Raw genomic sequence first — 22,858 nt, 5'->3', positions numbered from 1 at the left:
AGACATTCTACCCCCAGCTTACTGATATGGTGATTGCAGTTCCTACATATTGAAAAATGATAGATAAGAGATAAAAGACTCCTATAATGGTCCAAGCGATTCTTGGCGATATATGGCCAACTTTCATCAATAAAAAGCCTGTTAAAACAAGGTTCCAGATCACAAATAGATCAATATTGGCAAGCACAGCATGCCATGGACCAGGCGTTTGAATGAGTGCATTTAATGAGGTGATTGTGATGTTTTTTGGCACATGGAACAGAATGATGGACAGATGAGAAATAATCGTACCAACGATCGTAACTGGTGTAATAAAAAGGACTGCTGAAAATAGCTGCTGAAACGATGCATCACCCTTTGCTAAAAATACGATGAACTTATATATTGCAACATTAATCACAAGCCCGAGAAGTAGACCAATTAGCGTCACCACATAAACGACCGATACCGGCAAGCTAAAATCTGCCCACATTCCTTCATTCACCAGCTCTGACAAATAAGTCACAATCACTGTTAAAAGTAGTACACAGGATAAAGGCCACCAAACCACCGGATTTTCCCATACTCTTTTCAGGTGCTCTGAAGGTCTTATGCTCACTCCAATGATCGTAGGCTTTTGCATATTTTCTTTCATCAAATGTCACCCTCTCTATGTCATGCAAGTATGCAAACGCACATGCTCTCTCTTATTCTTTCTATTTTATCAAAAGATTGCCAATAAGTGATGGATGATTTGATTTTCTTATTTTCATTGCGGAAAAAAATGATCTATTATTCTATTATCATGAATGACAACCTCCAAATGACACCATGACCAGACCATATTCATATCAAAAAATAGAGGTTTTACTGACCTAAAAACATTTTATCAAAAAAACACATGTCTTTCGGAATAAATATCCTTTTCCTTTGAATTTGGATAGTCTTCGTGAGACACAACAATTTTTTGTTAAAATAATCCTAGTAATTTCAACAAATCCCGGCTTTATAGGACTACGAATGGTTTCTTTTATAGAACAAATGAGCCTTTAGTAACAATACTTTCATATTAAAAAATTAAAAATATAATGATTTTACTTGATCAAAAGTTATTTTTTCATATAATGTAAAATAGAGGTAGGTTAAATGATAGTGGAAATGGAGTCAAGTGAATGTTAAGAGAAAAATTGAAAACGCAATTGATTTTACTTTATGAAAAGGAACAAGAAGCATGGCAATACTTTCGAAAGGAAAGAGAACTGATTTATCATGAGCTCAAATTACTTGATATGAAAGAAAGCAGACCCTCTAATGACAAAATATACTACGCTGCCAGATGTGTAGATATTATTAAAGAGAAAAAGGGTAGCATTGTGAGCACAAAAGAATTAAAAGAACAGCTTCAAGCCCAGACAGATTTCAATGTGAGACGAATTAGTGAATTGTATGATCTGATCCAGCAGCTCGATCCTCACATTTCTAAAGCACGAAGGGGATGTTTTATTTACGAAGATCACACCCAAATACCTCTACAATCTTTTCACACATAAAAAATTGGTTACAGCCGCTGGCCATAACCAAATCCTCTAATATCTATTATCCACCGCTTACAGGAGGAATGAATGCAACAGTGTCCCCGCTACGCACTTCAGCGTTTCCCCTCGTATATAGTTCGTTGACTGCAACCATCACATTTTGTGCAGCATCAACACCATATACCTCCTGTAATTCTAATTTAATCTCATCAACCGTTGTTTGATTTTTTTGAATGATGATTTGTTGTTTACCGGCCTTCTCAGCAAGGCCGGCGAACAATAATACACTAATCAAGCTGATCACCTTCTTTCTTTGCAAGTTGAAGATCGCTAGGTTTCCCCTCTGGATATGAAACTTTTTCAAGCTGATCACCTATCCAGGCTTCCCCGTCTTCCCAATATTCTTTTTTCCAAATCGGAACGATTTCCTTAATTCGCTCAATGGCATATTCGTTCGCTTCGTATGCAGCCTTCCTATGAGGAGATGAAACGGCTATCGCAACAGCAATATCCGTTATATCAAGTGTCCCAATCCGGTGCACAATGGCCGCTTCAGTATCAGGCCACCGTTTCTTGATCTCTTGTCCAATTTGACTTAGCATGCTTTCAGCCATTGGTATGTAAGCTTCATAAGTTAAGCGCAACGTTTTCTTACCGTTTGTCCACTCTCTGACCGTCCCGATAAACGTCGTAATGGCCCCTGCCTTCCGCCTTGTCACATGCTGAATCAATTCATTCACATCAATCGGCACTTTTGTTATTTTAAAAAGTTCACTCAAATAGAGCCACCTCCCTTCAATAAGTTATAACAAAATGTATGCGCATCCTTTTCAAAGGCTGAAAACACTGGAAAAGAGTAATTTTTGGCTAACTGAAACTCTTGAGAAAAATAAATAGCTGCTTGTATATTGGAAAGTGTTGAAAGATCAATGAGCTCCTCTTCATTCTTCACACAAACGATTTTGCGGTATGGTGCCTGTTTATACCCTTCTATCAAGATCGCGTCTAATGGAAGATGCTGACACATGTTGAGCAATTGCTTTAACGTGATGTGCTGCATTGAAAAGTGAAATTCACCCTCTCCTTCTACGCCAGCGGCAAATGCACCTGCCCCGACATATCTATCGGTGTCTTTTTCTTTCAAAAGACGATCTGGTTTACCGCCATGTCCATGGTGTTTAAAACAGCCTAGCTTCAGCTCATCAAGTACAGCCAGCTGACAGAGCTTTTCAATCAACGACGTCTTGCCGCTGTTTTGATAACCGACCACCTGTAATATGCTTAATGTGTCATCCAGCATGGGGAACCCTCGCCTTCGTGCTGAAACAGTAGAACATGCACCTGATCACCAGCCTTAAAACCTCTTGTTCCACCTGGCAGAACAATGAAACAGTTAGCCTCTGCTATTGAGGTCACGGCACTTGATTTATCGAGACCTGTTGGGGTCACACTGAGCTGACTGCCCGTGAACTCAAGTGCCGCTCTAACAAATCGAGTAAACGGATTGGCTTTTGGGAAATCGTGTGTCAGCTTCGCCTCAGCAAAATCGGGTAACGACTGTGTCTTGAAAGACCATTTATAGATCATCGGTTTCACAAATAATTCAAAGCCAACGAAACAGGCAGCAGGATTTCCAGACAGCCCAAACAGCAGTTGACCATTTGGCATCGCAGCAACCGTCGTCACACTTCCGGGCCTCATGGCCACTTTATTAAATAGCACCTGAGCTCCAAGCTTTTCATAAATTGCAGGAAGAAAGTCAAAATCACCTACTGAAACTCCGCCTGTTGTGATTAAGAAGTCTACCTTGCTTAAGGCTGCTTTGACTGCATGATAGCTTTTGTCAAATTCATCGGACACACCGCCTAAATCAAGCGGCTCTCCCCCAGCCTTAAGGATCTGGGCATAAACCATACTAAGGTTACTGTTTCTAATCTTCCCGTCCACCATCGCATCACTCACTTGAAGAAGCTCTGTACCTGTTGAGATGATGCCGATCACTGGCTTTTTGACAACTGGAACTACCGCATATCCGAATGTCGCCAATAAGGCCGTAACGCCAGGAGTTACTTTGGTTCCTTTTTTGAGCATCACATTCCCTTCAAGTACCTCTTCTCCTTGACGAGAAATATTGTCCCCTTTTTTCAGCGGTCTTTTAAGTGACATGTATGATTTTCCATCTTTTTCAAAAGTTTTAGTCAACTCAAGCATGATGACGACATTTGCTCCATTCGGGATTTTTGCTCCTGTCATGATACGAATGGCTTGAAAGGGACCGATGGTTTTTGCTGAGACCACTCCTGCCCCAATATGATCAATGACCTCAAATTCAACCGGATGCTCGCTTGACGCTTCTTTTGTATCTTCTGCCCGAAGTGCAAAACCATCATACGGGGACCGATCAAATGCAGGCACATCATGATCTGCCAAAATGTCTTCTGCAATGAACCTTGCAAGGCTATTTCTTAAGGGCACCCATTCTGCTTCTCCATGCTTTTCATATTGATGGACTTTCTGAATGGCTTCTTGTACTGGAATTGGCTGACGTCTTTCCATCACACTTCACTCCTATATCCCTAGCAGTTTTGCTAGTAATGAATTGGCTGCTTTTTCATCATTTGTCCCATGGATTAATGCACGTCCACCTTTGAAAAAGACAATACGATAAGATTCATAGCGGACATGGATTAAGAAGTCATTCACTTCTACCTCACAAATGGATGACAGCCGCTCTTTCACATGCTGAAATGATAGATTAGCTAAATCCTTAGATACGACTTGTACGGTATCCCGCCCGCAAAGAATCGTCGTTTTTTTACGCTGCTCGTGTAAATAAGGATAGGTTCTATCTTTGCCGCAAGATGGACAGTCCTTCTGCTTAGTAAGAGACAAATCCATTTTAAACGATGTCGCCTGCCAAAGATCAAATGTGACAAATTTCCGTTCGATTTGATCTTCATGTCCTGTTAAATACTTTAGCGCCTCTGTTTGCTGATAAGCAGAAACCATCTGAACTGCTGGAGAAATAATCCCCGCTGTATCACACGTCAAACCGCCAACAGGCAGTTCTGTAAAGACACACGATAAACACGGCGTTTTATCCGGTAAAATGGTCATATACATCCCCTGACTGCTCACACAAGCGCCATATATCCACGGCGTCTTCGTTTCCTGCGATAAATCGTTCATAACCATTCTCGTCTCAAAATTATCCGTCGCATCAATGACAATATTTGCGCTTTGAAATAACGGTCTTAACAGCTCCACCCCTGCATCTTCAATCAGGGCGTGTATGGTCACTTCATGATTGATCTCTTGGAGACGTTTTTTTGCCGCAGCTGCTTTTGGCACATGTGCCTTTGCATCATCTTCTGTGTACAGCTGCTGCCGCTGTAAATTTGAAAACTCTACATAATCACGATCAACAATCGTCAACTTGCCGATCCCAGACCGGACAAGCCCTTCCGCAGAGGCCGTTCCAAGTGCACCCGCTCCAACAATTAGAACATGACTGTCAGCAAGCGCACGCTGACCCTTTTCCCCAACCGGAGGGAACAAGATTTGTCTTGAATATCGGTCATTCAATGCTGTTCTCTCCTCACCATTTTTATGTATCATATCATACCGTTTTCAGGTAAATCGCTTCTTTTATTGATATTTCGAAATTCATTTGGTGTTGCGTTCAGTTCCTCCTCTGGGACGATACGCACCTTAAGCCTTTGAAGCAACTCTTTCATGGCTAATTGATTCTCTTTTAAACACGCATCAATGGACGGCAGACAGCGGCGGTGATAAAGCGCAAATAAAGGCTGTAATCTGCCCTGAACAAGCGGGATGATAGCATCTGCATGATCGCTGCAATAGGACGATAATGCTTCGGCGGCCTCCCTCCGCACCAAAGGCATGTCACATGCCGTCATTAAATACCATGCTGCTTCTTGCTTTTGCATCGCCGTATACATGCCGGCAAGCGGCCCGCATTCGCGCACCTGTTCATCATCCAACCACACATCTCGTTCACCTCTTTCTTTAAAAAAAGTCAGAAGTGATGGATGGCTGATGATGACCATCTGTCCTTTCAAAAGCTGCTTTTTCACATGCTCATATAGTGGTTTTCCTTGATACATATAACTTGCCTTTGGCTCTCCAAAACGTCTGGATGCTCCTCCAGCTAAAATGACATTGACTACGTCCATCCGCTCACCCTCCTTTGATATGGTTGTTCTAATCGCACTCATCTCGCATACTTTATTGGTAACATGAATAAGGAGGGTCTATCGATGAAAAGGCGCCATGCTTCTCCCCTATTCCATGACCTATCTCAAGAGAATTTATACTTAAAAGCGGAAACAGCCAAATATCAACAAATGATCTCTGATTTACAGTCCTCATATACGTATGCTAAAAATAAGAAGTTAACTCAAGAATATCACGAGATGAAAAAGGATTACACGCAATTAAAACAACAATTGGATGAAATGACCATTGATCAAGGCGATGCAGCCTCAAAAATACAGGATCTCTCCTCAAGCAAATCTGAATTATTACATAAAATAGTCCTTCTTCATGAAATGCTCCAAAGGGAAACCTTTCATAGAAGGAAAGAAACGGAAGAAAAACACCGGCTGCATTTAAAAGTAGTCAAATATAAAGAAATCTCTCAACAATTGAATGAACGGATGCAGGATCAAGATAAACGGCTTGCAAAAGAGGAGAAAAAAGGAAATACTTTATCCGCTGTGATTGAGAAACTGCAGCAAACATTAGGTGATAAAAACGCAGAGCTCAATCTATTACAGGAAGGCGTTAAACACCTGCAGGAGCGTTTTTTTGAAACACAAGAGAAATTACTGCAAATCGAAAAAGCAAAGGAAGCGATTTTTTATGAAACACTCACAAGCTATCAAAAGCAGTTAGCAGAAAGTGAGGAATGGATCGCATCTCATTTTGCTGATATTGACCAGTCAGCCCAAACAAATTCACAGCCATTCTCTCGAGACAGCCTCCTGCAAACAACGGAAGAAATCGAACCCATCTTGAAAAAGCTGAACGAACAAGTTCAAACACTCCAAGCACAAGTCGATGCGGTGCAGCAAAATGGAGAAGTCATGACAGTGAAGATTGAAGGCTTCAAAAAACAGCGTGATCACCTGTCAAAGGAACGAAAAATTGTCTATACAGTTGATCAAAAAAAGTAATGCTCGCAATAAAAAAACTGCTGGCTTTTCGTCAGCAGTTTCTTTTTTATTTATTCGTCTTCTGTTTGAATATCGCCTTCTAAAATATACTGTCCGCGATATGGCTTTTTCACTTCAGGATACATTTTAATTAAGCTTTGCATAAACGTTGTCATATTTGGAATTTCAAGACCGCTCTCTTTTTCAATTTCTTTTTGAAGTTCAGAGCTTTTAATCGCTGCATTATGACGCTTTAACGTTTTAATCGCAGCTTCACGAAGCTTAGCTGCCTTTGAACCAGGGCGGGCTGTGCCTCTTCTGCGTCTTGTAGATCCTTCAGGAATACCTACAGGTGCACCGTTTAGCTGTCCTGTTCCTAAAGTTGATGCAGAATTTGATTGTGATTGTGCAGGCGGCTGGTAGCTTCTCATTTCTTGTGCAGCCAGTTCAGCTAATACAGGCAGTGAATCCGTTTTTCTTTCTGTACGCACTTCTTTTTTTGTATCTGACACTAGACCTGTTCCTTGACGATCTAATTCTCTTAATTTTGCATAAATCGCATCTCGCTCAATTTGATATTCACGGATGACCTTTACTTCTGCTTCGTTTAATTGTTCCAATCGTAATCGTAACGCTTCCCTCTCATTAAACAATGGATTTCCCCCTCATCATATAAAAAATATTCTATAGTAAATATTAGATTAGAAAACTAATTTTATCAACTATTTTTTTATCATTTTACAGTTTGTTATCAGATAGGTATTTTCAACTAAAATTTTGCCAAAGAGGAACAATCGGCATCCATTTCATTGCCACTAAAGGCTTTTGACAAACCTTAAAATATTGTAAAAAATTTGAATAAACACTTATACTACTTGATTTACATCGTTATTTACTAAACTGAAATTTCTTTTGTGCAAAAACGTTCTGAATAGTAAAAAGTTAAAATCTTTACATTTTCATTTCAAAACAAAAATGTAAATAGGTCGTTATACCTTTTTGTTTCAGGAATATTTTTTTATAAACTCCCTCAATTTCTCTTTTCTTAGGAAGGCGAAGTCCATTCCGTGCAATAGGTCGCCTATTTTTGTCCATGAAAAAACCCCCATTTATGGGGGAAAGCCTATTCTGCAGCCTTTTCAGACTCAGAAAGCACTCGATTGACACGTTTCTCAAGCATTTTCATTCCGCTTCCGCCAGCTTGGAAGTGGCGCAGAGCACCTGTTTTATCAAATACATAATATGCTGGTACATATTCATTTTCAAAGGCTTCTGTTAATTTATGATCACTGTCCACAAAAATTGGCTGCGTGATTTCATGCTCTTTCGCAACTTCCTTGATCTTATCCAGATCTAGGTCATCCTCTGAACGCGGCATATGAACGGCTATCACGTTTAGTTGATCCTTGTATTCATCACGGAATTGATTGACTTGAGGCATTGCCTCTTTACAAAGATGACAGCTGACTGACCAGAAATGAATCAATGTTGGTTTCTCACCAATTAGATCTTCTTTTGTTACTTCTCCATTTAACCATTCTTTTGCACCAGTTAGTTCTGGCATTGGTTGACGTAATTTCATTATGAAGCGCCTCCATCCATTGTATGTGTCGAAACAAAAAGGTCTAACATTAGTTAGACCCTTCTGTTTCTTCAGCTATCAATTAAAGTGTTTTTTGACCAGGCTTCCAGTTCGCTGGGCAAAGTCCACCAGTTTGTAATGCTTGAAGAACACGTAATGTCTCATCTACATCACGACCGATATTGTTGTGGAATACTGTTTGATATTGAAGTTCTCCTTCTGGGTTGATAATGAATAAACCGCGAAGTGCAATTCCTTCTTCTTCAATTAAAACGCCGTATTCTCTAGATACTGTGTGGTTTGTGTCAGCAGCTAGCGGATATTTCAATTCACCTAGACCATTGTCTTTACGGTCTGTGTTGATCCAAGCAAGATGCGTATGGATTGTATCAGTAGATACACCAATGATTTCAGCATCTAAATCTTCGAACTCATCATAACGATCGCTCATTGCTGTAATTTCAGTTGGGCAAACAAATGTGAAATCCATTGGGTAGAAGAAAAGAACTGTCCATTTGTCATTCTTCATGTTTTCTTCTAGACTCACTTTACCAAATTCCTTGTTAGCAAGTACTGCTTCCATTTCAAAACGTGGAGCTTGTTTTCCTACAAAACGCTCTGCCATATGTAAATCCCTCCAAAAATAATATCTTTATACAGACTTCTAAGCTGTATATAAAATGAGAATCAAAAGTTGAAATTCTCATTTAGTTAATAACTTCACAATTACAATTATAATACTTAAGCGGTTTTTAGTCAATATTAATTAATAATAAATTTAATTAACGATTTGTCACAATCTCTTACTCCACTTAACAAAAGTTTAACATGTCTTGCAGAAGGGAACAAATGATTAGCTTCTCTATTAGAGCATACATAGAAAGGTTTTGAAGATCATGAAAGCATTTGAACAAGTAGATTGGGTTTCCATTATCCTCAATAGCAGTATGATTTTGCTAAAACTAATCGCTATTTTCGCGATTTATTTTATCATTAGAGCCATCGGAAATAAGATGATTAAGCGTGCCTATTCCACATTCTCTGAAAAGCATGATGTCTCTTTGTCAAGAGCTCAAACGCTGCAAAGTCTTACGTTAAATATTTTCGCCTACTTATTGGTTTTTATTCTAGTGGTCATGATCCTCGACTTATTTCATTATAACCCGACCGCTTTATTAGCTGGGGCAGGCGTTGTGGGGCTTGCAATCGGCTTTGGCGCTCAAGGGCTAGTGAGTGATATTGTGACAGGATTCTTTATCTTATTGGAGAAACAATTCGATGTGGGAGAATATATAACAGTTGCTGGCTTTGATGGGATCGTAGAACAAATTGGACTTAGAACCACGCAGCTTCGAAGCTTTGACGGCACCCTTCATTTTATTCCAAATCGAAGCATATTGAACGTGAGCAATCATTCAAGAGGGACTATGCAGGCACTCGTCGATATCGAGCTATCTCCAGAAGAGAATGTGGATCAAATGATCACAGCTCTTCAAGCTGCGTGTAATGAAGTGCGGGAGGACATTCCTCAAATTATCGAAGGCCCTCAAGTTGTCGGCGTGGAGGCGTTCGGATCCTCTTCCCTTGTACTGCGCATCATTGCAAAAACCGAAACAATGGAGCAATGGCGGGTAGAACGAATCTTGCGCAAAAAAATGAAAGAAGTTCTCGATATAGAAAAAGAGCAAAAAGAACCGGGATGATCATCTACCGGTTCTTTTTCTTATTTGTTTTATTGAACACGCTGTTCTACTTCTTGACAAATTTCATCAGCCGTCATACCTGACGCGGTAATCACAGATGCTTTTGTCGTTGTGTCTGAGATGCCAAGAACATTTGAATCTAGTCCTGTGACAACATAGCAGTCACACTGATCCATTTGCTGTTCATTTTGAATACGTACGACGTCATATCCTTTTTGCTTCAGTAGTTCTTCTACATCGGATAAAGATGGTTCTACACCAATTCTTGTCATAATCAAGAACACCTCCTGTTCATAAGGTGTACAGGAGGCAGCTTGATTATTCATTCCCCTGCTTGCTTTTTGAAATAAGCTGTCATAACGTTTACAGCTGTTTCAATCGCTTTTTCATCAGGCATGAGCTTTGCATGATGCAGGCCATATTCTGAATCGACCCCTAACCAAAACATGAATCCAGGGTATTTTTTCAGCATGTAGCCAAAATCTTCTCCTGTCATGGCTTCTCTGCATTCAACCACATTCGCAAGCCCTTCTCCGGCAACATATGACATGAATTCCTCTGTCAGTTCCTTTGAATTGTCCACTTCGTAATAAGATGAAGGATATCGCACGGTTGCCTTGCATTCGTAGCCAATTTCAATCCCTTTTGCTAGTGCTTCAATTCGCTTTCTCACTTTTTCCATAGATTCTGGTGAAAGTGTACGAATGGTGCCATCAAGCTTCGCATGCTGCGCAATGATATTTTGAGCCGTTCCTCCTGTAATCGTGCCAACCGTAATGACCGCACTATCAAGAGGATCGACATTACGAGAAATAACCGATTGCAGCTGACCTACAAGTGCACTCGCAGCCACAACCATATCATTCGCTAAATGAGGGTAAGCAGCGTGCCCGCCTTTTCCTTCAAGATCAATTACAAGCTCACTCGTATTGGCAAAAAGCAGCCCTGGCTTTGTGGCTATCGTTCCGACAGGATACTCAGGTGCAATATGCAGCGCTGTAATAAAATCTGGCGTCCATTTTTTCAGCACATCACTTGTAAGCATCGGTTCAGCTCCACCTGGACCTTCTTCTGCCGGCTGGAACATAAATAATAGATCTTCTTTGATTGGCTCATGAACAAAATGATCAATGATACCGAGTGCAATGGTCATATGAAGGTCATGTCCACACGCATGCATCTTCCCTTCATGTACTGATTGAAATGGATACCCTGTGTCCTCAGGAATTGACAGACCGTCCATATCTGCACGATACGCAAATACGCGCTCAGGATTTGTTCCCTTTACTTTGACAAAAAGTCCAGTTCGCCAAGTTTCTATCTCAACTCGATCTTTTGAATAAGCACCAAGATGATTGATGAGGTACGCTTGTGTTTTGAATTCCTTAAAACCAAGCTCAGGGATTTGATGTAAATCTCTTCGAATGGATATCAATTGCTCACGATTTAACAAGTGAACTCGCTTCCTTTCCTCTATACGAATAAGACGTGGATATATCATCCACGTCTATGTCTTCAGCTGCGAATTATTTGAATTAAAGCTGACGCAGTTCTTGTTTAATTTCTGTTTTACCTTTTGTTTTTTCATCAATGTCTTTGATTTTCTTTGCAGGTGTACCTGCTACAACTGTGTAAGGCTCTACATCGTTCACAACGATCGCACCAGCAGCTACGACTGCACCTTTACCAATTGTCACACCTTCTAGAACAACAGCGTTCGCACCAATGACAACTTCATCTTCTACGACAACTGGTTTAGCAGACGGTGGCTCAATGACACCTGCAAGGACAGATCCAGCACCGATATGACAGTTCTTACCTACTGTCGCACGGCCGCCAAGCACCACGTTCATGTCAATCATCGTACCTTCGCCGATCACAGAACCGATATTAATAGAAGCCCCCATCATGATGACTGCATTATCACCGATTTCAACTTGGTCACGAATGATCGCACCTGGCTCAATACGTGCTTTAATGTTCTTTAAATCTAACATCGGGATTGCAGAGTTGCGGCGGTCATTTTCCACGACAACATCTTCAATTTTGTCTTTGTTCGTTTCTAGCGCTTCTTGAATGTCGCTCCACTCACCGAAAACAACTCCAGTGTTTCCTGTGATGAACGTTTTTGCATGTTCACCAAACTCAATACCTTCTAAATCACCTTTAATGTAGACTTTGACAGGTGTTGATTTTGTACTATTTTGAATAAATGAAATAATTTCATTAGCGTCCATTTGTTTCATGTATGTATGTCCTCCTCTTAATTTATACTTCATTACTGTACCAAAGGAGAGTTTTAATGACAAGTGAAAGAGTTGACTCTTCAATGGAAAATAAAACAAGCGGGACCGATTACCCCGCTTCCTGCTGGTGAAGATGAACAAATTGCTTGCCAAAAGAAATCAATTTCTCCTCTTCTTCTCCTTCTGGATTTAGCTCGATCTTGACGGATGGCAGGACAATGTCACCGCCAAGCTCCTTCACTTTTTTTTCGATTAGGTCAACAGCTCCGCAAAAATGCTCATAAGATGTATCCCCGGAACCGAATACAGCAAATGCTTTTCCCGTTAAATCAAGCTCTTCCATTTCTTCATATAAATCAATAAAATCATCAGGAAGGTCACCATCTCCCCATGTGTACGCACCTAACATAATGTGCGTGTAATCATTGAGAAGCTCTGCATCAATATCCATCGCTTCATGACGGTCCACGCTAGCTCCTGCTTCTGTTATTCCTTTTTCAATTAAATCTGCCATCGCTTCTGTATTCCCAGACATCGTGGCATACACCAGTAAAACCTTTTCTGTCACTTTTTCTTCCTCCTTATCAATGAATCAATGCCGGCTCCTCATATGGCCTCACAAACTTGCTTTCATATAAACCAGCACAGAAAAAGTTTTCATTTTGATTGGCTACACGAAAACCGTGTCCTTTGATCGTATCAAACCATTTGAGCTCTTTTTGCTCAATATCAAGCTGATACACTTTAGAAAACCCATGTTCGTCTTGTGAAGTCGTCACATACACAATGCCATTATCCTCTGACACATCCAAGAATGATTCCTCTCTAGCAAAGGCTTGTGATTGAATATCATGCAGCATATTGGTATGTAAATCTAAAATTTGAACAGACCCCTTTTTACCTTTTTTTGACCCCAATGCGCAAACAAGCAGATGCTCCTGACAGAGCAGCATAGAAGCTGTCATTCGGTGCTCCTCTCTGTTTAGGAGAAAAACCTGTTCACTCTCCAAGTCATACACCCATATTCCTCCGTGAACCTCATGAATCTGTGTTCCAATATAAAGGTGATCACCCGCAGCACATAAAGAACGAATGACAGGCGGGTGGTTCACATGAGCAAATGGCTTCATAATTTCCCAGGAAATCCCGAAATCATTTGACACATAAATACTATGTTTTCCATGTGCACACACAAACCCATCTTTGCGTCCTGTAATAGACCAAACGACTGCATTTGTTGGAAATGATGATAGCGCCCATGTATGGCCTTCATCTCCTGATCTAATCACTGTGCCATTTTCACCAACACCGAATAAATAAGGTCCAATATAGCTGATGGCATGAATTTTATGCTTGAGCTTAAACAGTTGCTGTCACCCGCGCTCCACACTGTAGTGAAAAATACCTTCACGTTTTACAGCAACAAAGTATCCACCGTTTTTAGATGCAGCAACAGCTGTCGCTCCTTTATGAAACATGATTTTCAACTCGTTTCTCAGATAACGCCGCCCACGTTAAAAAGCTTGTCGCAAATTCCTGACAGCACGCCACATCCTCATCGGTATCAGGCGCAAGCTCCATTTTCAATGTTTCAGGAAATACAGTTGCACCGGTTGCTTTAAGCATGTCATGAAATGTATGGACAGCCTCACAAAACTTCGGGTAGCTGTAATCTCCAGATCCGAACACAGCTGCTTTGATGTCATTTAGTTCAAGCGTGGAGACCTCTTCATAAAAGTCCTCAGCTTCATAAGGTAAATCACCATCGCCCCATGTATAAGAACCGATGAACACATAATCGTATGAAGAAAGGTCCTCTGCGCTTGTATCATCAAATTCCAACATCTCTGTATCGATCCCTTTTCCTTCTAGTGTTTGCTTTATGATTGCTGCCATATCTTCTGTATTACCAGACATACTCGCAAATGCAATTAGTGCTTTCATCTATCGGTCACCTCATCTAAATGATAATCATTTTCAATTATTATATGTACACTTTAAATGATAATGATTTTCATTGTCAAATGATTTCATAAAAAAGCTTTGACCAAATCAACACTATAACCCAATGAAAAACCCGCTCATTCCAATTGGATGGCGGGTTTTTCGTATCGAAGAGATCATCGGTTCCTCATTCGTTCGTTTCATCTATTCGAATAAAATATGGTCCATAATCCGTTTCGTGTGTCATTACAAATGTCCACTTTTCATTCCAATCCATCACATACATATCGTTATAATCCATATTATGAGATTGATATGGTAAATCATTGGTGGAAAGAGAGCTGGCATTTTCGAAAAGATATGCATCGTCAACAAATTGATAAAAAACAGTACATTTATCCTTTGATTGTTGAAGAAATGCATCTATCGCTTCAGCCTTTTCAAGGCATGTAACCATTTCAAAACTGCATAAATGCCATAAAAAATCATCTATTGATATCTCGTTTTGTTCTTTAATTGAAAGATGACTAGCAAAACGTTCACGCCACCTCGCGCGCAAATGATCTCCCCATTCAGGTTTGTTGATTTTGATTAATTGATTGTTTTTCATAAGATCGAAGTCTCCTCTATGATTCGCTCCATCTATCTGTTGCTTTGATATCGTGCAATAAGTAAATGATCATTCAACTAAAAAAAGCACCTCCTATTCCAAGAAGGTGCTTACACCGCATCACTTTCAAGCATTTCTTTGACCACACCAACAAATGCTTGTACCTGTTTCAATTGAAAAGAAGCTTCATAGCCTAGCAGCCATGTGTCACGTCCGATTTGCTCTCCATTCACGTCAACAAGCGGTGTTTTATGAACACTTTTTTCGTGATCGTATAAGGTGACCGAAGGCAAAATGGCGTAGCCGATGCCGTGGTAGGCCATTTGTTTACACGTCTCAATCTGGTCCACTAGAATCGTCTGCTTTGGAGACACTTTGAATTTTTGATGCCACCAGTGCTGGATTTCCTGATAATACGTGCTGTCGCTTTTAAATTGAATAAACGGGCGTTCTGTCTCGATTAACTCGTCCACGTCTTTGATAACAGAATCGACTAAATATAAATGATCTGTCATCAAATATTCCTTTGTTCCTTTCCAATCAGGGTTTCCGCGAATGATCCCAATGTGCACATGGTCCTCATATAAACTTTTGAGCATTTCACTACTCCAGCCGGTCACAAGTGATACCTTCGCATTTGGGTACTTTTGGACATATCGCTTTAACACTTTCGGCAGCCAGTGCTGTCCAATAATGGATGCAACCGCAAGCTTTAGTGTACCGTGAATTTCCCCTTCAAGTTCATCGATTCGTTCTCTCACTCGATCTTGCTCAACCGTCACCTCTTTTGCAAATTGAATGATCTGTTCACCTGCTGAAGTTACGGTGAGCCCTTTCTGAGAACGAAAAAAGATTTTGATTCCCCACTCTTTTTCGATCGTCTGCAATCTTTGAGATAAAGCAGGCTGAGAGACAAAGAGCCGCTCCGAAGCCTTTCTCATATTCAATTCTTCACTTAGCACAACAAGCATATGTAACTCCTGAAGCTGCATGGGCGTCCCCTTTCTCTCTATAAGTTTTTCTTATTCCATATGATCATTATATAAATTATAGCTTATGAAGGCAAAAAAATAAGCTGGGTTTCAGCTCATTTTTTCGCGGCATGAATCACTTCATTTAAGCGCTTTAATACAACACGTCGTGTAAATATTCCTTCAAAGACTTGCTCCTCATTTACGACACAAACAAATCCATTATTCGTTACAGCGTGAACGCCTTTTAGCACAGGATCCGTCGTTTTAAGCCTTGGGATATCAGTAAGCATAACCTCTTCTACCTTCAGTTGGTCCAGCTTTTCGAATTCAATTCGTTCTAAACCAAAGATCTTATCCATGATCATATTCGTTCCAATTAACCCATGCAGGTGATAAGAAGGATCTAATACCGGGATGGCTGTATATCCTGTTTTTGTAAGGACCAATAGAGCATGCTCAAGGTTATTTCCAATTTGAACATGTGCCACTTTATCTGCATCAATCATATGCTCGGCTACTGTTGACTCAAGCAATTGAGTTGGTTCTATCTCTATCATGTTTCTTCGACCCCTTTTCTCTCAATCATCAATCATACATTCCCCTTTACCATTAAGCATAAACTAAAACGAAATTTGTCGAAAGATTTTTTCTGCATAAAAAAGATACTCAGCTCCCGAGTATCTAATAGAATGTTAAATCAATATTAATTCTCAAACCTTACTCTGTCATACAATGTGATCAATTGCTTATACGTATTGTCATCGACATTTTTTGTTCCACATTCTATATCATTGATCTCACTGCTTAGTAATTCGACAGCATATTCCTGATTCAGCAATACGTTTAATAATAGCTTTTTCTCTTCTTCATTAAAACGATTTTCGATGACGCTCATCCAACATCAGGCCCCCTGTTTCATATATGCTTTTATATTGATTAGCAGGCTTTTGAATGTCTGCTTCCTCTCTATACAGCTAGCATAAGGAACTAGAATCGAATCGTCAACCGCACGTTTCGACAAGGTTTGGAGAAAAATGACGGAATTTATTTTGTGTATCGATTGGCATAGCAAAATGCTGCGTATGAGTCGGGTTTTATTTTAGCTTCAATTCCCATAGCTGTGATCATTCCGGTCATTTCCTGAATCAGATCTTTTGTACTTCCTTTTTTGCCAATATCCAGATGGGCTTCAAAACGGAGGTCTGCCCCTTCCTCAGCAAACGGAAGAAGCAAATCCATCAGTTCTGTTAAAGGCCCCTCAAGGATGTCTGCACATACCTTTTGGCTAAACGCTGTCTCTAATGAAATTTTTTCTCTAAGGCTTTGCACAGGCCTGCTGATCACTTGTTGCGTGAGGCAACCCCAAGCCCCTTTGCCAATCCGGTGGAGATGAATTGCAGTCATAAATCTTGTGACATTTTGATTGACCTGAGAGTCCGTACCAATTGATAACACATAGGCGGATCTAGGGTCTTTTCGAATAAAGTCTTTCATTCTCATGACGACATCAGAAAACGCTAAATGATCTTCAGAAAGATTGTAGTAAAAAGAATCACTCACAGAAAAGAACTCCTTTTTAATGGTCTCTTATCCGAAATGTGCGCTGATTGATCATCTTCCATTACACTGCCAAAAATGACACATGTATATTGCCTATATTGCCGCAAATAAACGAAGGAATCCTTAGAAAAAACATTTCATACGATTCAGCTTAGGATTGTAGAAGCTCAAAAATCTCAATCGAAATCATATCAATGTTGTCAAATGGGAAAGTGTTTGGCTTATCCCCTTGTTGAAAAACAGTCAATTCAAACGTTTGATTCTTTTCGAAATACTTAACACTGCAGATTTTCTCACCGTTCACTTCGAAATAACGCTGTGCCGGTTCGTTTGCAGCTTCTGCTGTCTCTTGAAGACTTTGCAGCCTTGTAATGATACCCATTAATTGTGACATTCTAAAAAAAGACTCCTTTCAAAAAAACAACTCAAGATGAACCCGTATTGATTATACACAAGTCCTACAAAGCATCATACCATAAAGTGTTCTCAGATGATATTTTTCCTCTTGAATTCAAAAAAAGAAAAAGAATCTGTTTTTTTAGTTTGAGTCTTTTTTCTGATCTCATGCACCATGTTTTTATAAACCTGCAGATCTCATCAGCCGTTTGGCAATTTCGTCAAAATCCTCTTTGGAAATGCCTGGGGCAAACTCTTCCGGCAATTCTCTATAATCTGGCACAGGTGCTCCTTGCGGGGTGCCCTCAATCACTGTCAGCGGCTTTCCATCAATCGGATGGCTGCCCTTCCAAATCTTATTGATATCCTTGTAATCCGTATCACTAAATGTGTACAGCTTTGTATGAACATTTTGGTCTTCAAATTTCCTCGCTGAATCAAAGTATTTGTTGTCGAGGTTTGGGATCGGCAGCATCTTTCCTACATCTACTCCTGTGGCTACCTCAAGCGCCTTTGCATATGCCACAACATGCACACCGCCCCTGACGAGTAAATAACCGATCATCTCTCTTGCTGTAGGATGATCTGTCATTTCATATACGCGCATTTTGTGCGTACGTGCTCCGCATTCTAGGAAGAAATTATGAAGGAGATCAAGAATCAGGTTTCCGCTTGAAAACACGTTCTCTCCAGTCCAAGGTTTTGCCATGGAATCAAACGGATAGCCTGTTTGAGCCGTTTGAATAAAATGCTGTGTATTTCGTTTATCGACAGCCGCTTTCATCGGTGTCGTATCTGGATCTCCACCATGAGTGGTCCCTGTAATCATGAGGTTCACAGCTGTGGTCACTAGCTCTACATGACCGAATTCTTCAGCCGTAATGCTGGATACGAGGTCATAAAACGGCTTGAGTTTTCGTTTTCCTCGAAAGTTAAAGGATTGAAACATGTAATTATTTAATGTGGACATTTCACCGAATTTTCCGCCGAGTAATTCTTGCACAGCAGCAGCACCATTTGCATCTGGGTGATCTGGTCTTGGCAAATCAATCAGCAGCCGCTTGTCGCGTTTGATCATGACGTTCCCTCCTACCATCTAACTGTCATCACTTAAGATGTATGGAAGGATTGGGCTGTCCTATGCATGAGGCAAAGATGAAAAGCACAAAAAAAACTTGGCGGGGGTAGCGCCAAGTTTTTTGGATCTTGATCTGATAGAGGGGTTGGGGAACAGAGAGTAGCTTCTCTCTATAACTAAATGATAATGATTATCAGTTTCATTGTCAACCATTTTTTATTTCTTTTTTTCAATCAAAAAAAGCAGCCTAAAAGGCTACTTAGATTGTTAATAAATGGATAATACGATCTTCACACTTTACTTTTAAATTAATCCATCTTGCTCATATAAATAGGCATACGGAAGATCTATAAATAAATACATATCTCCCTCTAACGGGTAAGAAAACGTACGTATCCTCTCACCAGTTTCTAAATCGCTGTATATATCACTGAAAAATCCTTTCCCGCTCATTCTCATTTGGAGAATATTTGCTAGGAAATAAGGACGCCAGCTCCAGTTTTTCTCGATATATTCAGGCTGAAATAGCCATTCTTTTTCTTTTTTAAACACATTTCCAGTGATTTGAAAGCCTTCTTCATTACACATATAAATTCGAAAGCTGCAATTCGTTAATTCTAATGCCAGCTTTTGGATGAGTTCATCATTTGTACTGCATGATTTTTTTAAGGTCGTGACAGCTTGGTGAATTCGCTTATAAAATGTTTCAGAATGTTCGTAGACAGTTTGAAGTTTCTTTTTCTCATGGGCAATAAATTGCTGGAATTCTTCTCTCAGCTGATCTTTTCGTTTATTGCGGTCAATTAATTCCGCCGCCGGCTCGTGAAGATAGAACCCTTGAAAGTATCTGCCACCATTTCTCCAAGCATATTGCAGCTGAAAATTTGCTTCAATGTCTTCATAAATTAAAGCCGCCCCTATTTTTCTCGCAAGCAATGAAATGCTGTTCAAGACATATTCATAGGAAGGAGACGGCGCCGATGCCCTTAATGCGTGTAAATCTATTTTTAATAGATCGGGTGAGAGCAAGGCAATCCGGTCAAGATTGCTGCTTTCTTTTCCGATATTCGAGATGGCGATTTTAATACCATATGTACGAAAATACGTTAACGTATGGTAAAGCTGTTCAATATCGCCGCTAAACGTATGCTCTGTAAATTCGATAACAAACCGATTAAGCTGAATGCCCCTTGCTTCATATCGCTTCAAGAGTTCTAAAAAGCTTTCACCATGATCAAGCATCAGGATATTGGCATCATGATTAATAAAAATGAGCAAATCATCATCTGCTGTTGTGAAAAGATCGAGTGCTTGCGTCAGTACTTTATGATCTACTTCCACTTTATATTCGTCAGGAATAGATGAATCCGTAAAGAAGGAGCCTAGGCTAACTGTTTCAGACTCAAGCTTCATTCTTCCTAAAATCTCATAGCCTATCACTTTTTGCTCTTCCGCACTGAATATCGCTTGATAGTGCGGGAAAACATCTTCAATATTCGTTAAAATATCCAATGGATCGACCATTTTCATCACCTGCTTCTCTCTTTGTGTGATTATAACACATCAAAAGCAGGTCTTACATCGTCATTCAAAATGGGGATTGGTTGAGCCATTGCCCCCCATCCATTGTGATACAATCTCCATTTATATAAGACGCTTGTTCAGATAATAAAAAGCTTGCAAGCTTTGCAATTTCCTCTGGTGTGCCAAGTCTGCCAAGAGGAACACTATCTAATGTTCTTTGCGCTGCCTCTTCCGATTCCCATAGTTTATCCGCACCACCTGTTCTCTCGATTGGACCTGGCGCGATGGCATTAACGCGAATTCGATATTGCTTTCCCCATTCCACTGCAAGCGTTCGAGTGAGAGATAAAACACCTGCCTTTGCTGCCGCTGAATGCGCCACACCTACACCAGCACCCCATGCATAGGTCGCCACCATATTGACCATACTTCCCCTTTTCTTTTGACGAATCCAGTAATTGCCCACTGCATGACTGCAAAAAAATGTTCCATTTAATACAATATCAATGACAGCCTTCCAGCCGTTAGGAGATAGTTTTTCTGCTGGAACCAAAAAGTTTCCTGCAGCATTGTTAATCAGAGCATCCACATCGCCAAATGTATCTACGGCAAATTTGACCATTTGATCAGCATCTTCTGGGTTTCGCACATCCATTTGGAAGTAAGCGATCGAGCCGCCATTTTGTTTTATTTCATTTGCTACCTTTTCTAACGTTTCTTCTGTTCTTCCAGTAATCACGACATTCCAGCCTTCATGTGCCAAATGGACAGCCATTGCCTTCCCCATTCCGCTTGATCCTCCTGTGACAATCACTGTTTGTTTCGTCATTTGTTCTCCCCCTCTTTGGTTTTGAATGACTATTCATTCATTATTTTCTATCATATCATGATTGACCCTAGATGCACCATATGGGAGATTCTTTAAATATGATGCTATACTTAATTTTATTTATAAAGGAGTCTTATATGAAGCAACTTTCTCGGAGACAGTTTTTAAAAGGAGCAGCTGGCGCGAGCATTCTCGGTTTTTTAGCTACAACATGTGGATACGGATATGCCAGATACATCGAACCACGCATGATCGATACCGTGTCAATGACCATTCGGGATGCTCAGCTTCCAGCTTCATTTGACCAGTTTAAAATCGCTCAATTTAGTGATGTTCATCTAAGTGATACATTTCCTGCGAAGGAATTAGAATCCGTCGTCCAGCAAATCAACGCTGAGTCTCCAGACCTCATTGTGTTCACAGGTGATCTCGTTGATTTTCAAGCATCGATTGAAGAGCATGAAAAAGCGAAAGCCTATTTGACTAAGCTCCATGCCCCGTTTGGTAAGCTCGCGATATGCGGTAATCATGACTACGGGCCATTTGGCATTGATCTTTATGAGAATACGATGAAAGATTGCGGCTTTACAATATGTAAAAATGATGTGTTTCCATTAGAAAAAGAAGGGACGCATATTCAGATTGCTACAATGGATGACCTGATGATGAGTGTGCCGGATTATGACCTGATTAAGCGAGAAGTATCATCTGATTTATTTACCTTGCTGCTCGTACATGAGCCTGATGCAGCATTGGAGCTGGATACAACCCCCATTAACTTGCAGCTTTCTGGACATACCCATGGCGGACAGGTGCAGCTTCCTTTCTACGGACCCATTCTCACAGCACCTTTTGGCCATACATATGTGGAAGGTTTATACGGAAGTTATCAGCACCGAATCTATGTCAACCGCGGACTTGGGACAACAAGACTGCCGCTTCGATTTTTAGCAAAACCTGAATTAACCTTTTTCACCCTCTCTTCTCGCATTTAGACAGAAGCCAAACCGCTCCTTTTTGCATATGTATAATCAAAGATCTTTCTCATGACAAATGTTAGGAGAAACCTTCCTTAGCCTGATTCCGTCCATATATATATCAAGTGACAGGCATCATGGCTTCTTTTATTTGAGCAAAAGGAGTGTCCTTTGATGCTGCGATATACGGTAAAACGCGGAGAAACGCTTGCTTCTATAGCGCTTGATTTTCGAACAACTACAGAAGCTTTAAAGGCTGCAAACCCTTCACTTCAAGGTCAAGAGCCGGTACAAAATGAGGTCATCATCATTCCTGGTCTGCCCGATCCTAATACGATCCCTTACCGCATCTCTGTTTCGATTTCAAGGAAACGTCTCGTCTTGTTTTCTGGATCAGAGCTTATTCGGTCGTATCCGATTGCAACAGGAAGAATTTTAAATATGACACCGACAGGTTCTTATTATATTGTGAACAGACAGCCAAACCCAGGAGGTCCCTTTGGCGCCTATTGGCTGAGCCTCTCGAAAATTCATTACGGCATCCACGGTACGAATAACCCGTCTTCAATTGGTAAAGCTGTGTCTAGGGGATGCATTCGTATGTATAATCAGAATGTCATCGAACTTGCTTCAATCGTTCCAAATGGAACACCTGTGACCATTAGCCAGTAGGAGAAATTAATTGTATGAATGCTTAAAATTTTATATGATATAAAGTGGGATCTTCAGGGTAAGGAGCGTATT

At 40.4% G+C, this 22,858-nt stretch carries 30 protein-coding genes; 5 read left to right on the top strand and 25 right to left on the bottom strand.

The genetic code is table 11. The features are described from left to right. Positions 1 to 7 precede the first annotated feature (7 nt). The gene (locus tag MHI33_RS08365) at positions 8 to 634 is read right to left on the bottom strand and encodes a YIP1 family protein (RefSeq protein WP_340910612.1); all 627 of its coding nucleotides are present in this window, start codon (positions 632 to 634) and stop codon (positions 8 to 10) included. 517 nt (positions 635 to 1,151) lie between these two features. Here MHI33_RS08365 and MHI33_RS08360 point away from each other — a divergent pair. Next, entirely contained in the window at positions 1,152 to 1,529 is a 378-nt protein-coding gene (locus MHI33_RS08360; protein ID WP_003211488.1) for a Rok-like winged helix domain-containing protein, read from the top strand. 46 nt (positions 1,530 to 1,575) lie between these two features. Here MHI33_RS08360 and moaD read toward each other — a convergent pair whose 3' ends face one another. Genes moaD through MHI33_RS08330 form a run of 6 tightly spaced genes read right to left on the bottom strand, consistent with a single transcriptional unit; the run spans position 1,576 to position 5,710 of the window. Further along, positions 1,576 to 1,809, bottom strand: coding sequence for a molybdopterin converting factor subunit 1 (gene moaD / locus MHI33_RS08355; protein ID WP_106065211.1), 234 nt, complete (start codon positions 1,807 to 1,809; stop codon positions 1,576 to 1,578). Continuing rightward, positions 1,802 to 2,293: a molybdenum cofactor biosynthesis protein MoaE gene (locus MHI33_RS08350; protein ID WP_044142044.1), complete on the bottom strand. Its 492-nt coding sequence runs from the start codon at positions 2,291 to 2,293 to the stop codon at positions 1,802 to 1,804. Before MHI33_RS08350 ends, moaD begins: the two co-directional genes overlap by 8 nt. After that, positions 2,290 to 2,814: a molybdopterin-guanine dinucleotide biosynthesis protein B gene (gene mobB / locus MHI33_RS08345; RefSeq protein ID WP_106065830.1), complete on the bottom strand. Its 525-nt coding sequence runs from the start codon at positions 2,812 to 2,814 to the stop codon at positions 2,290 to 2,292. The genes MHI33_RS08350 and mobB overlap by 4 nt, the downstream gene beginning before the upstream one ends. Then, on the bottom strand, positions 2,796 to 4,073 hold the full coding sequence (locus tag MHI33_RS08340; protein ID WP_340910608.1) for a molybdopterin molybdotransferase MoeA: 1,278 nt from the start codon (positions 4,071 to 4,073) through the stop codon (positions 2,796 to 2,798). Before MHI33_RS08340 ends, mobB begins: the two co-directional genes overlap by 19 nt. Before the next feature lie 9 nt (positions 4,074 to 4,082). Beyond that, a complete protein-coding gene (locus MHI33_RS08335; RefSeq protein ID WP_113767610.1) occupies positions 4,083 to 5,099 on the bottom strand; it encodes a thiazole biosynthesis adenylyltransferase ThiF in 1,017 nt (338 codons plus the stop codon). 29 nt (positions 5,100 to 5,128) lie between these two features. Then, positions 5,129 to 5,710, bottom strand: a complete 582-nt coding sequence (locus tag MHI33_RS08330; RefSeq protein ID WP_340910604.1) for a molybdenum cofactor guanylyltransferase — start codon at positions 5,708 to 5,710, stop codon at positions 5,129 to 5,131. Positions 5,711 to 5,794: 84 nt separating this feature from the next. Here MHI33_RS08330 and MHI33_RS08325 point away from each other — a divergent pair, with 84 nt between their 5' ends. Next, on the top strand, positions 5,795 to 6,712 hold the full coding sequence (locus MHI33_RS08325) for a hypothetical protein (protein WP_044142050.1): 918 nt from the start codon (positions 5,795 to 5,797) through the stop codon (positions 6,710 to 6,712). Between the two features lie 50 nt (positions 6,713 to 6,762). Here the strand turns inward: MHI33_RS08325 and rok are convergent, their stop codons facing one another. The 3 genes from rok to ahpA form a co-directional block, all read right to left on the bottom strand. Then, positions 6,763 to 7,344 carry a transcriptional regulator Rok gene (rok, locus tag MHI33_RS08320; RefSeq protein WP_044142051.1) on the bottom strand — a complete coding sequence of 194 codons (582 nt, stop codon included), beginning with the start codon at positions 7,342 to 7,344 and terminating at the stop codon, positions 6,763 to 6,765. A gap of 470 nt (positions 7,345 to 7,814) precedes the next feature. Next, entirely contained in the window at positions 7,815 to 8,273 is a 459-nt protein-coding gene (locus MHI33_RS08315) for a TlpA family protein disulfide reductase (RefSeq protein ID WP_050945138.1), read from the bottom strand. A gap of 82 nt (positions 8,274 to 8,355) precedes the next feature. Beyond that, complete coding sequence (ahpA, locus tag MHI33_RS08310) at positions 8,356 to 8,898, bottom strand: biofilm-specific peroxidase AhpA (protein WP_003211758.1); 543 nt, start codon at positions 8,896 to 8,898, stop codon at positions 8,356 to 8,358. A gap of 271 nt (positions 8,899 to 9,169) precedes the next feature. On the opposite strand from ahpA, the gene MHI33_RS08305 reads away from it, so the two are divergent. Beyond that, on the top strand, positions 9,170 to 9,976 hold the full coding sequence (locus MHI33_RS08305; RefSeq protein ID WP_340910598.1) for a mechanosensitive ion channel family protein: 807 nt from the start codon (positions 9,170 to 9,172) through the stop codon (positions 9,974 to 9,976). A 29-nt stretch (positions 9,977 to 10,005) separates the two neighbouring features. Here the strand turns inward: MHI33_RS08305 and MHI33_RS08300 are convergent, their stop codons facing one another. From MHI33_RS08300 to fadH, 15 genes are all read right to left on the bottom strand, one after another. Continuing rightward, positions 10,006 to 10,248, bottom strand: coding sequence for a YkuS family protein (locus tag MHI33_RS08300; RefSeq protein ID WP_003211408.1), 243 nt, complete (start codon positions 10,246 to 10,248; stop codon positions 10,006 to 10,008). Between the two features lie 50 nt (positions 10,249 to 10,298). Next, positions 10,299 to 11,477: an N-acetyldiaminopimelate deacetylase gene (locus tag MHI33_RS08295; RefSeq protein WP_113767606.1), complete on the bottom strand. Its 1,179-nt coding sequence runs from the start codon at positions 11,475 to 11,477 to the stop codon at positions 10,299 to 10,301. Between the two features lie 34 nt (positions 11,478 to 11,511). Then, positions 11,512 to 12,222: a 2,3,4,5-tetrahydropyridine-2,6-dicarboxylate N-acetyltransferase gene (dapD, locus tag MHI33_RS08290; RefSeq protein WP_044142056.1), complete on the bottom strand. Its 711-nt coding sequence runs from the start codon at positions 12,220 to 12,222 to the stop codon at positions 11,512 to 11,514. 109 nt (positions 12,223 to 12,331) lie between these two features. Then, positions 12,332 to 12,790 carry a flavodoxin gene (locus tag MHI33_RS08285; RefSeq protein WP_081277094.1) on the bottom strand — a complete coding sequence of 153 codons (459 nt, stop codon included), beginning with the start codon at positions 12,788 to 12,790 and terminating at the stop codon, positions 12,332 to 12,334. Positions 12,791 to 12,806: 16 nt separating this feature from the next. Continuing rightward, the gene (locus MHI33_RS08280; RefSeq protein WP_340913799.1) at positions 12,807 to 13,589 is read right to left on the bottom strand and encodes a WD40/YVTN/BNR-like repeat-containing protein; all 783 of its coding nucleotides are present in this window, start codon (positions 13,587 to 13,589) and stop codon (positions 12,807 to 12,809) included. Between the two features lie 100 nt (positions 13,590 to 13,689). Then, positions 13,690 to 14,166: a flavodoxin gene (locus MHI33_RS08275; RefSeq protein WP_044142059.1), complete on the bottom strand. Its 477-nt coding sequence runs from the start codon at positions 14,164 to 14,166 to the stop codon at positions 13,690 to 13,692. Positions 14,167 to 14,353: 187 nt separating this feature from the next. Further along, positions 14,354 to 14,776 (bottom strand): DUF4275 family protein, encoded by a 423-nt coding sequence (locus MHI33_RS08270; protein ID WP_340910592.1) that lies wholly within the window; start codon positions 14,774 to 14,776, stop codon positions 14,354 to 14,356. A gap of 110 nt (positions 14,777 to 14,886) precedes the next feature. Beyond that, positions 14,887 to 15,768, bottom strand: coding sequence for a LysR family transcriptional regulator (locus MHI33_RS08265; RefSeq protein WP_065097183.1), 882 nt, complete (start codon positions 15,766 to 15,768; stop codon positions 14,887 to 14,889). Between the two features lie 95 nt (positions 15,769 to 15,863). Further along, positions 15,864 to 16,307: a cyclic-di-AMP-binding protein CbpB gene (cbpB, locus tag MHI33_RS08260; protein ID WP_003210874.1), complete on the bottom strand. Its 444-nt coding sequence runs from the start codon at positions 16,305 to 16,307 to the stop codon at positions 15,864 to 15,866. Between the two features lie 146 nt (positions 16,308 to 16,453). After that, entirely contained in the window at positions 16,454 to 16,645 is a 192-nt protein-coding gene (gene abbA / locus MHI33_RS08255; protein ID WP_003210802.1) for an antirepressor AbbA, read from the bottom strand. A 149-nt stretch (positions 16,646 to 16,794) separates the two neighbouring features. Further along, a complete protein-coding gene (locus tag MHI33_RS08250) occupies positions 16,795 to 17,310 on the bottom strand; it encodes a ribonuclease H-like YkuK family protein (protein ID WP_003212504.1) in 516 nt (171 codons plus the stop codon). Positions 17,311 to 17,461: 151 nt separating this feature from the next. Next, complete coding sequence (locus MHI33_RS08245) at positions 17,462 to 17,704, bottom strand: YkuJ family protein (RefSeq protein ID WP_003212254.1); 243 nt, start codon at positions 17,702 to 17,704, stop codon at positions 17,462 to 17,464. Between the two features lie 183 nt (positions 17,705 to 17,887). Then, positions 17,888 to 18,784 (bottom strand): manganese catalase family protein, encoded by an 897-nt coding sequence (locus tag MHI33_RS08240; protein ID WP_003210823.1) that lies wholly within the window; start codon positions 18,782 to 18,784, stop codon positions 17,888 to 17,890. Positions 18,785 to 19,087: 303 nt separating this feature from the next. Further along, positions 19,088 to 20,308 (bottom strand): EAL domain-containing protein, encoded by a 1,221-nt coding sequence (locus MHI33_RS08235; RefSeq protein ID WP_340913797.1) that lies wholly within the window; start codon positions 20,306 to 20,308, stop codon positions 19,088 to 19,090. 64 nt (positions 20,309 to 20,372) lie between these two features. Then, positions 20,373 to 21,137, bottom strand: coding sequence for a 2,4-dienoyl-CoA reductase (fadH, locus tag MHI33_RS08230; RefSeq protein ID WP_044142060.1), 765 nt, complete (start codon positions 21,135 to 21,137; stop codon positions 20,373 to 20,375). 137 nt (positions 21,138 to 21,274) lie between these two features. Between fadH and MHI33_RS08225 the strand changes: the two genes are divergently transcribed. Further along, entirely contained in the window at positions 21,275 to 22,132 is an 858-nt protein-coding gene (locus MHI33_RS08225) for a metallophosphoesterase (protein WP_065097180.1), read from the top strand. 156 nt (positions 22,133 to 22,288) lie between these two features. Next, positions 22,289 to 22,786, top strand: coding sequence for a L,D-transpeptidase family protein (locus MHI33_RS08220; RefSeq protein WP_044142062.1), 498 nt, complete (start codon positions 22,289 to 22,291; stop codon positions 22,784 to 22,786). Positions 22,787 to 22,858: the final 72 nt, after the last annotated feature.

Origin of the sequence: Bacillus sp. FSL K6-2971 (genome assembly GCF_038006405.1) — a bacterium.
Classification (GTDB): Bacteria; Bacillota; Bacilli; order Bacillales; family Bacillaceae; genus Bacillus; species Bacillus pumilus.
The sequence above is the reverse complement of the archived record's forward strand: the minus strand, read 5'-3'. Positions and strand labels throughout refer to the sequence as shown.

Bases quoted from the DNA above. Each gene is read 5' to 3' on its own strand.
- MHI33_RS08365 (WP_340910612.1), bottom strand. From the start codon at position 634: ATGAAAGAAAATATGCAAAAGCCTACGATCATTGGAGTGAGCATAAGA.
- MHI33_RS08360 (WP_003211488.1), top strand. From the start codon at position 1,152: ATGTTAAGAGAAAAATTGAAAACGCAATTGATTTTACTTTATGAAAAG.
- mobB (WP_106065830.1), bottom strand. From the start codon at position 2,814: ATGCTGGATGACACATTAAGCATATTACAGGTGGTCGGTTATCAAAAC.
- MHI33_RS08330 (WP_340910604.1), bottom strand. From the start codon at position 5,710: ATGGACGTAGTCAATGTCATTTTAGCTGGAGGAGCATCCAGACGTTTT.
- MHI33_RS08325 (WP_044142050.1), top strand. From the start codon at position 5,795: ATGAAAAGGCGCCATGCTTCTCCCCTATTCCATGACCTATCTCAAGAG.
- MHI33_RS08315 (WP_050945138.1), bottom strand. From the start codon at position 8,273: ATGAAATTACGTCAACCAATGCCAGAACTAACTGGTGCAAAAGAATGG.
- ahpA (WP_003211758.1), bottom strand. From the start codon at position 8,898: ATGGCAGAGCGTTTTGTAGGAAAACAAGCTCCACGTTTTGAAATGGAA.
- MHI33_RS08305 (WP_340910598.1), top strand. From the start codon at position 9,170: ATGAAAGCATTTGAACAAGTAGATTGGGTTTCCATTATCCTCAATAGC.
- MHI33_RS08300 (WP_003211408.1), bottom strand. From the start codon at position 10,248: ATGACAAGAATTGGTGTAGAACCATCTTTATCCGATGTAGAAGAACTA.
- MHI33_RS08295 (WP_113767606.1), bottom strand. From the start codon at position 11,477: ATGATATATCCACGTCTTATTCGTATAGAGGAAAGGAAGCGAGTTCAC.
- dapD (WP_044142056.1), bottom strand. From the start codon at position 12,222: ATGAAACAAATGGACGCTAATGAAATTATTTCATTTATTCAAAATAGT.
- MHI33_RS08275 (WP_044142059.1), bottom strand. From the start codon at position 14,166: ATGAAAGCACTAATTGCATTTGCGAGTATGTCTGGTAATACAGAAGAT.
- MHI33_RS08270 (WP_340910592.1), bottom strand. From the start codon at position 14,776: ATGAAAAACAATCAATTAATCAAAATCAACAAACCTGAATGGGGAGAT.
- MHI33_RS08265 (WP_065097183.1), bottom strand. From the start codon at position 15,768: ATGCAGCTTCAGGAGTTACATATGCTTGTTGTGCTAAGTGAAGAATTG.
- cbpB (WP_003210874.1), bottom strand. From the start codon at position 16,307: ATGATAGAGATAGAACCAACTCAATTGCTTGAGTCAACAGTAGCCGAG.
- abbA (WP_003210802.1), bottom strand. From the start codon at position 16,645: ATGAGCGTCATCGAAAATCGTTTTAATGAAGAAGAGAAAAAGCTATTA.
- MHI33_RS08245 (WP_003212254.1), bottom strand. From the start codon at position 17,704: ATGTCACAATTAATGGGTATCATTACAAGGCTGCAAAGTCTTCAAGAG.
- MHI33_RS08240 (WP_003210823.1), bottom strand. From the start codon at position 18,784: ATGATCAAACGCGACAAGCGGCTGCTGATTGATTTGCCAAGACCAGAT.
- MHI33_RS08235 (WP_340913797.1), bottom strand. From the start codon at position 20,308: ATGGTCGATCCATTGGATATTTTAACGAATATTGAAGATGTTTTCCCG.
- fadH (WP_044142060.1), bottom strand. From the start codon at position 21,137: ATGACGAAACAAACAGTGATTGTCACAGGAGGATCAAGCGGAATGGGG.
- MHI33_RS08225 (WP_065097180.1), top strand. From the start codon at position 21,275: ATGAAGCAACTTTCTCGGAGACAGTTTTTAAAAGGAGCAGCTGGCGCG.
- MHI33_RS08220 (WP_044142062.1), top strand. From the start codon at position 22,289: ATGCTGCGATATACGGTAAAACGCGGAGAAACGCTTGCTTCTATAGCG.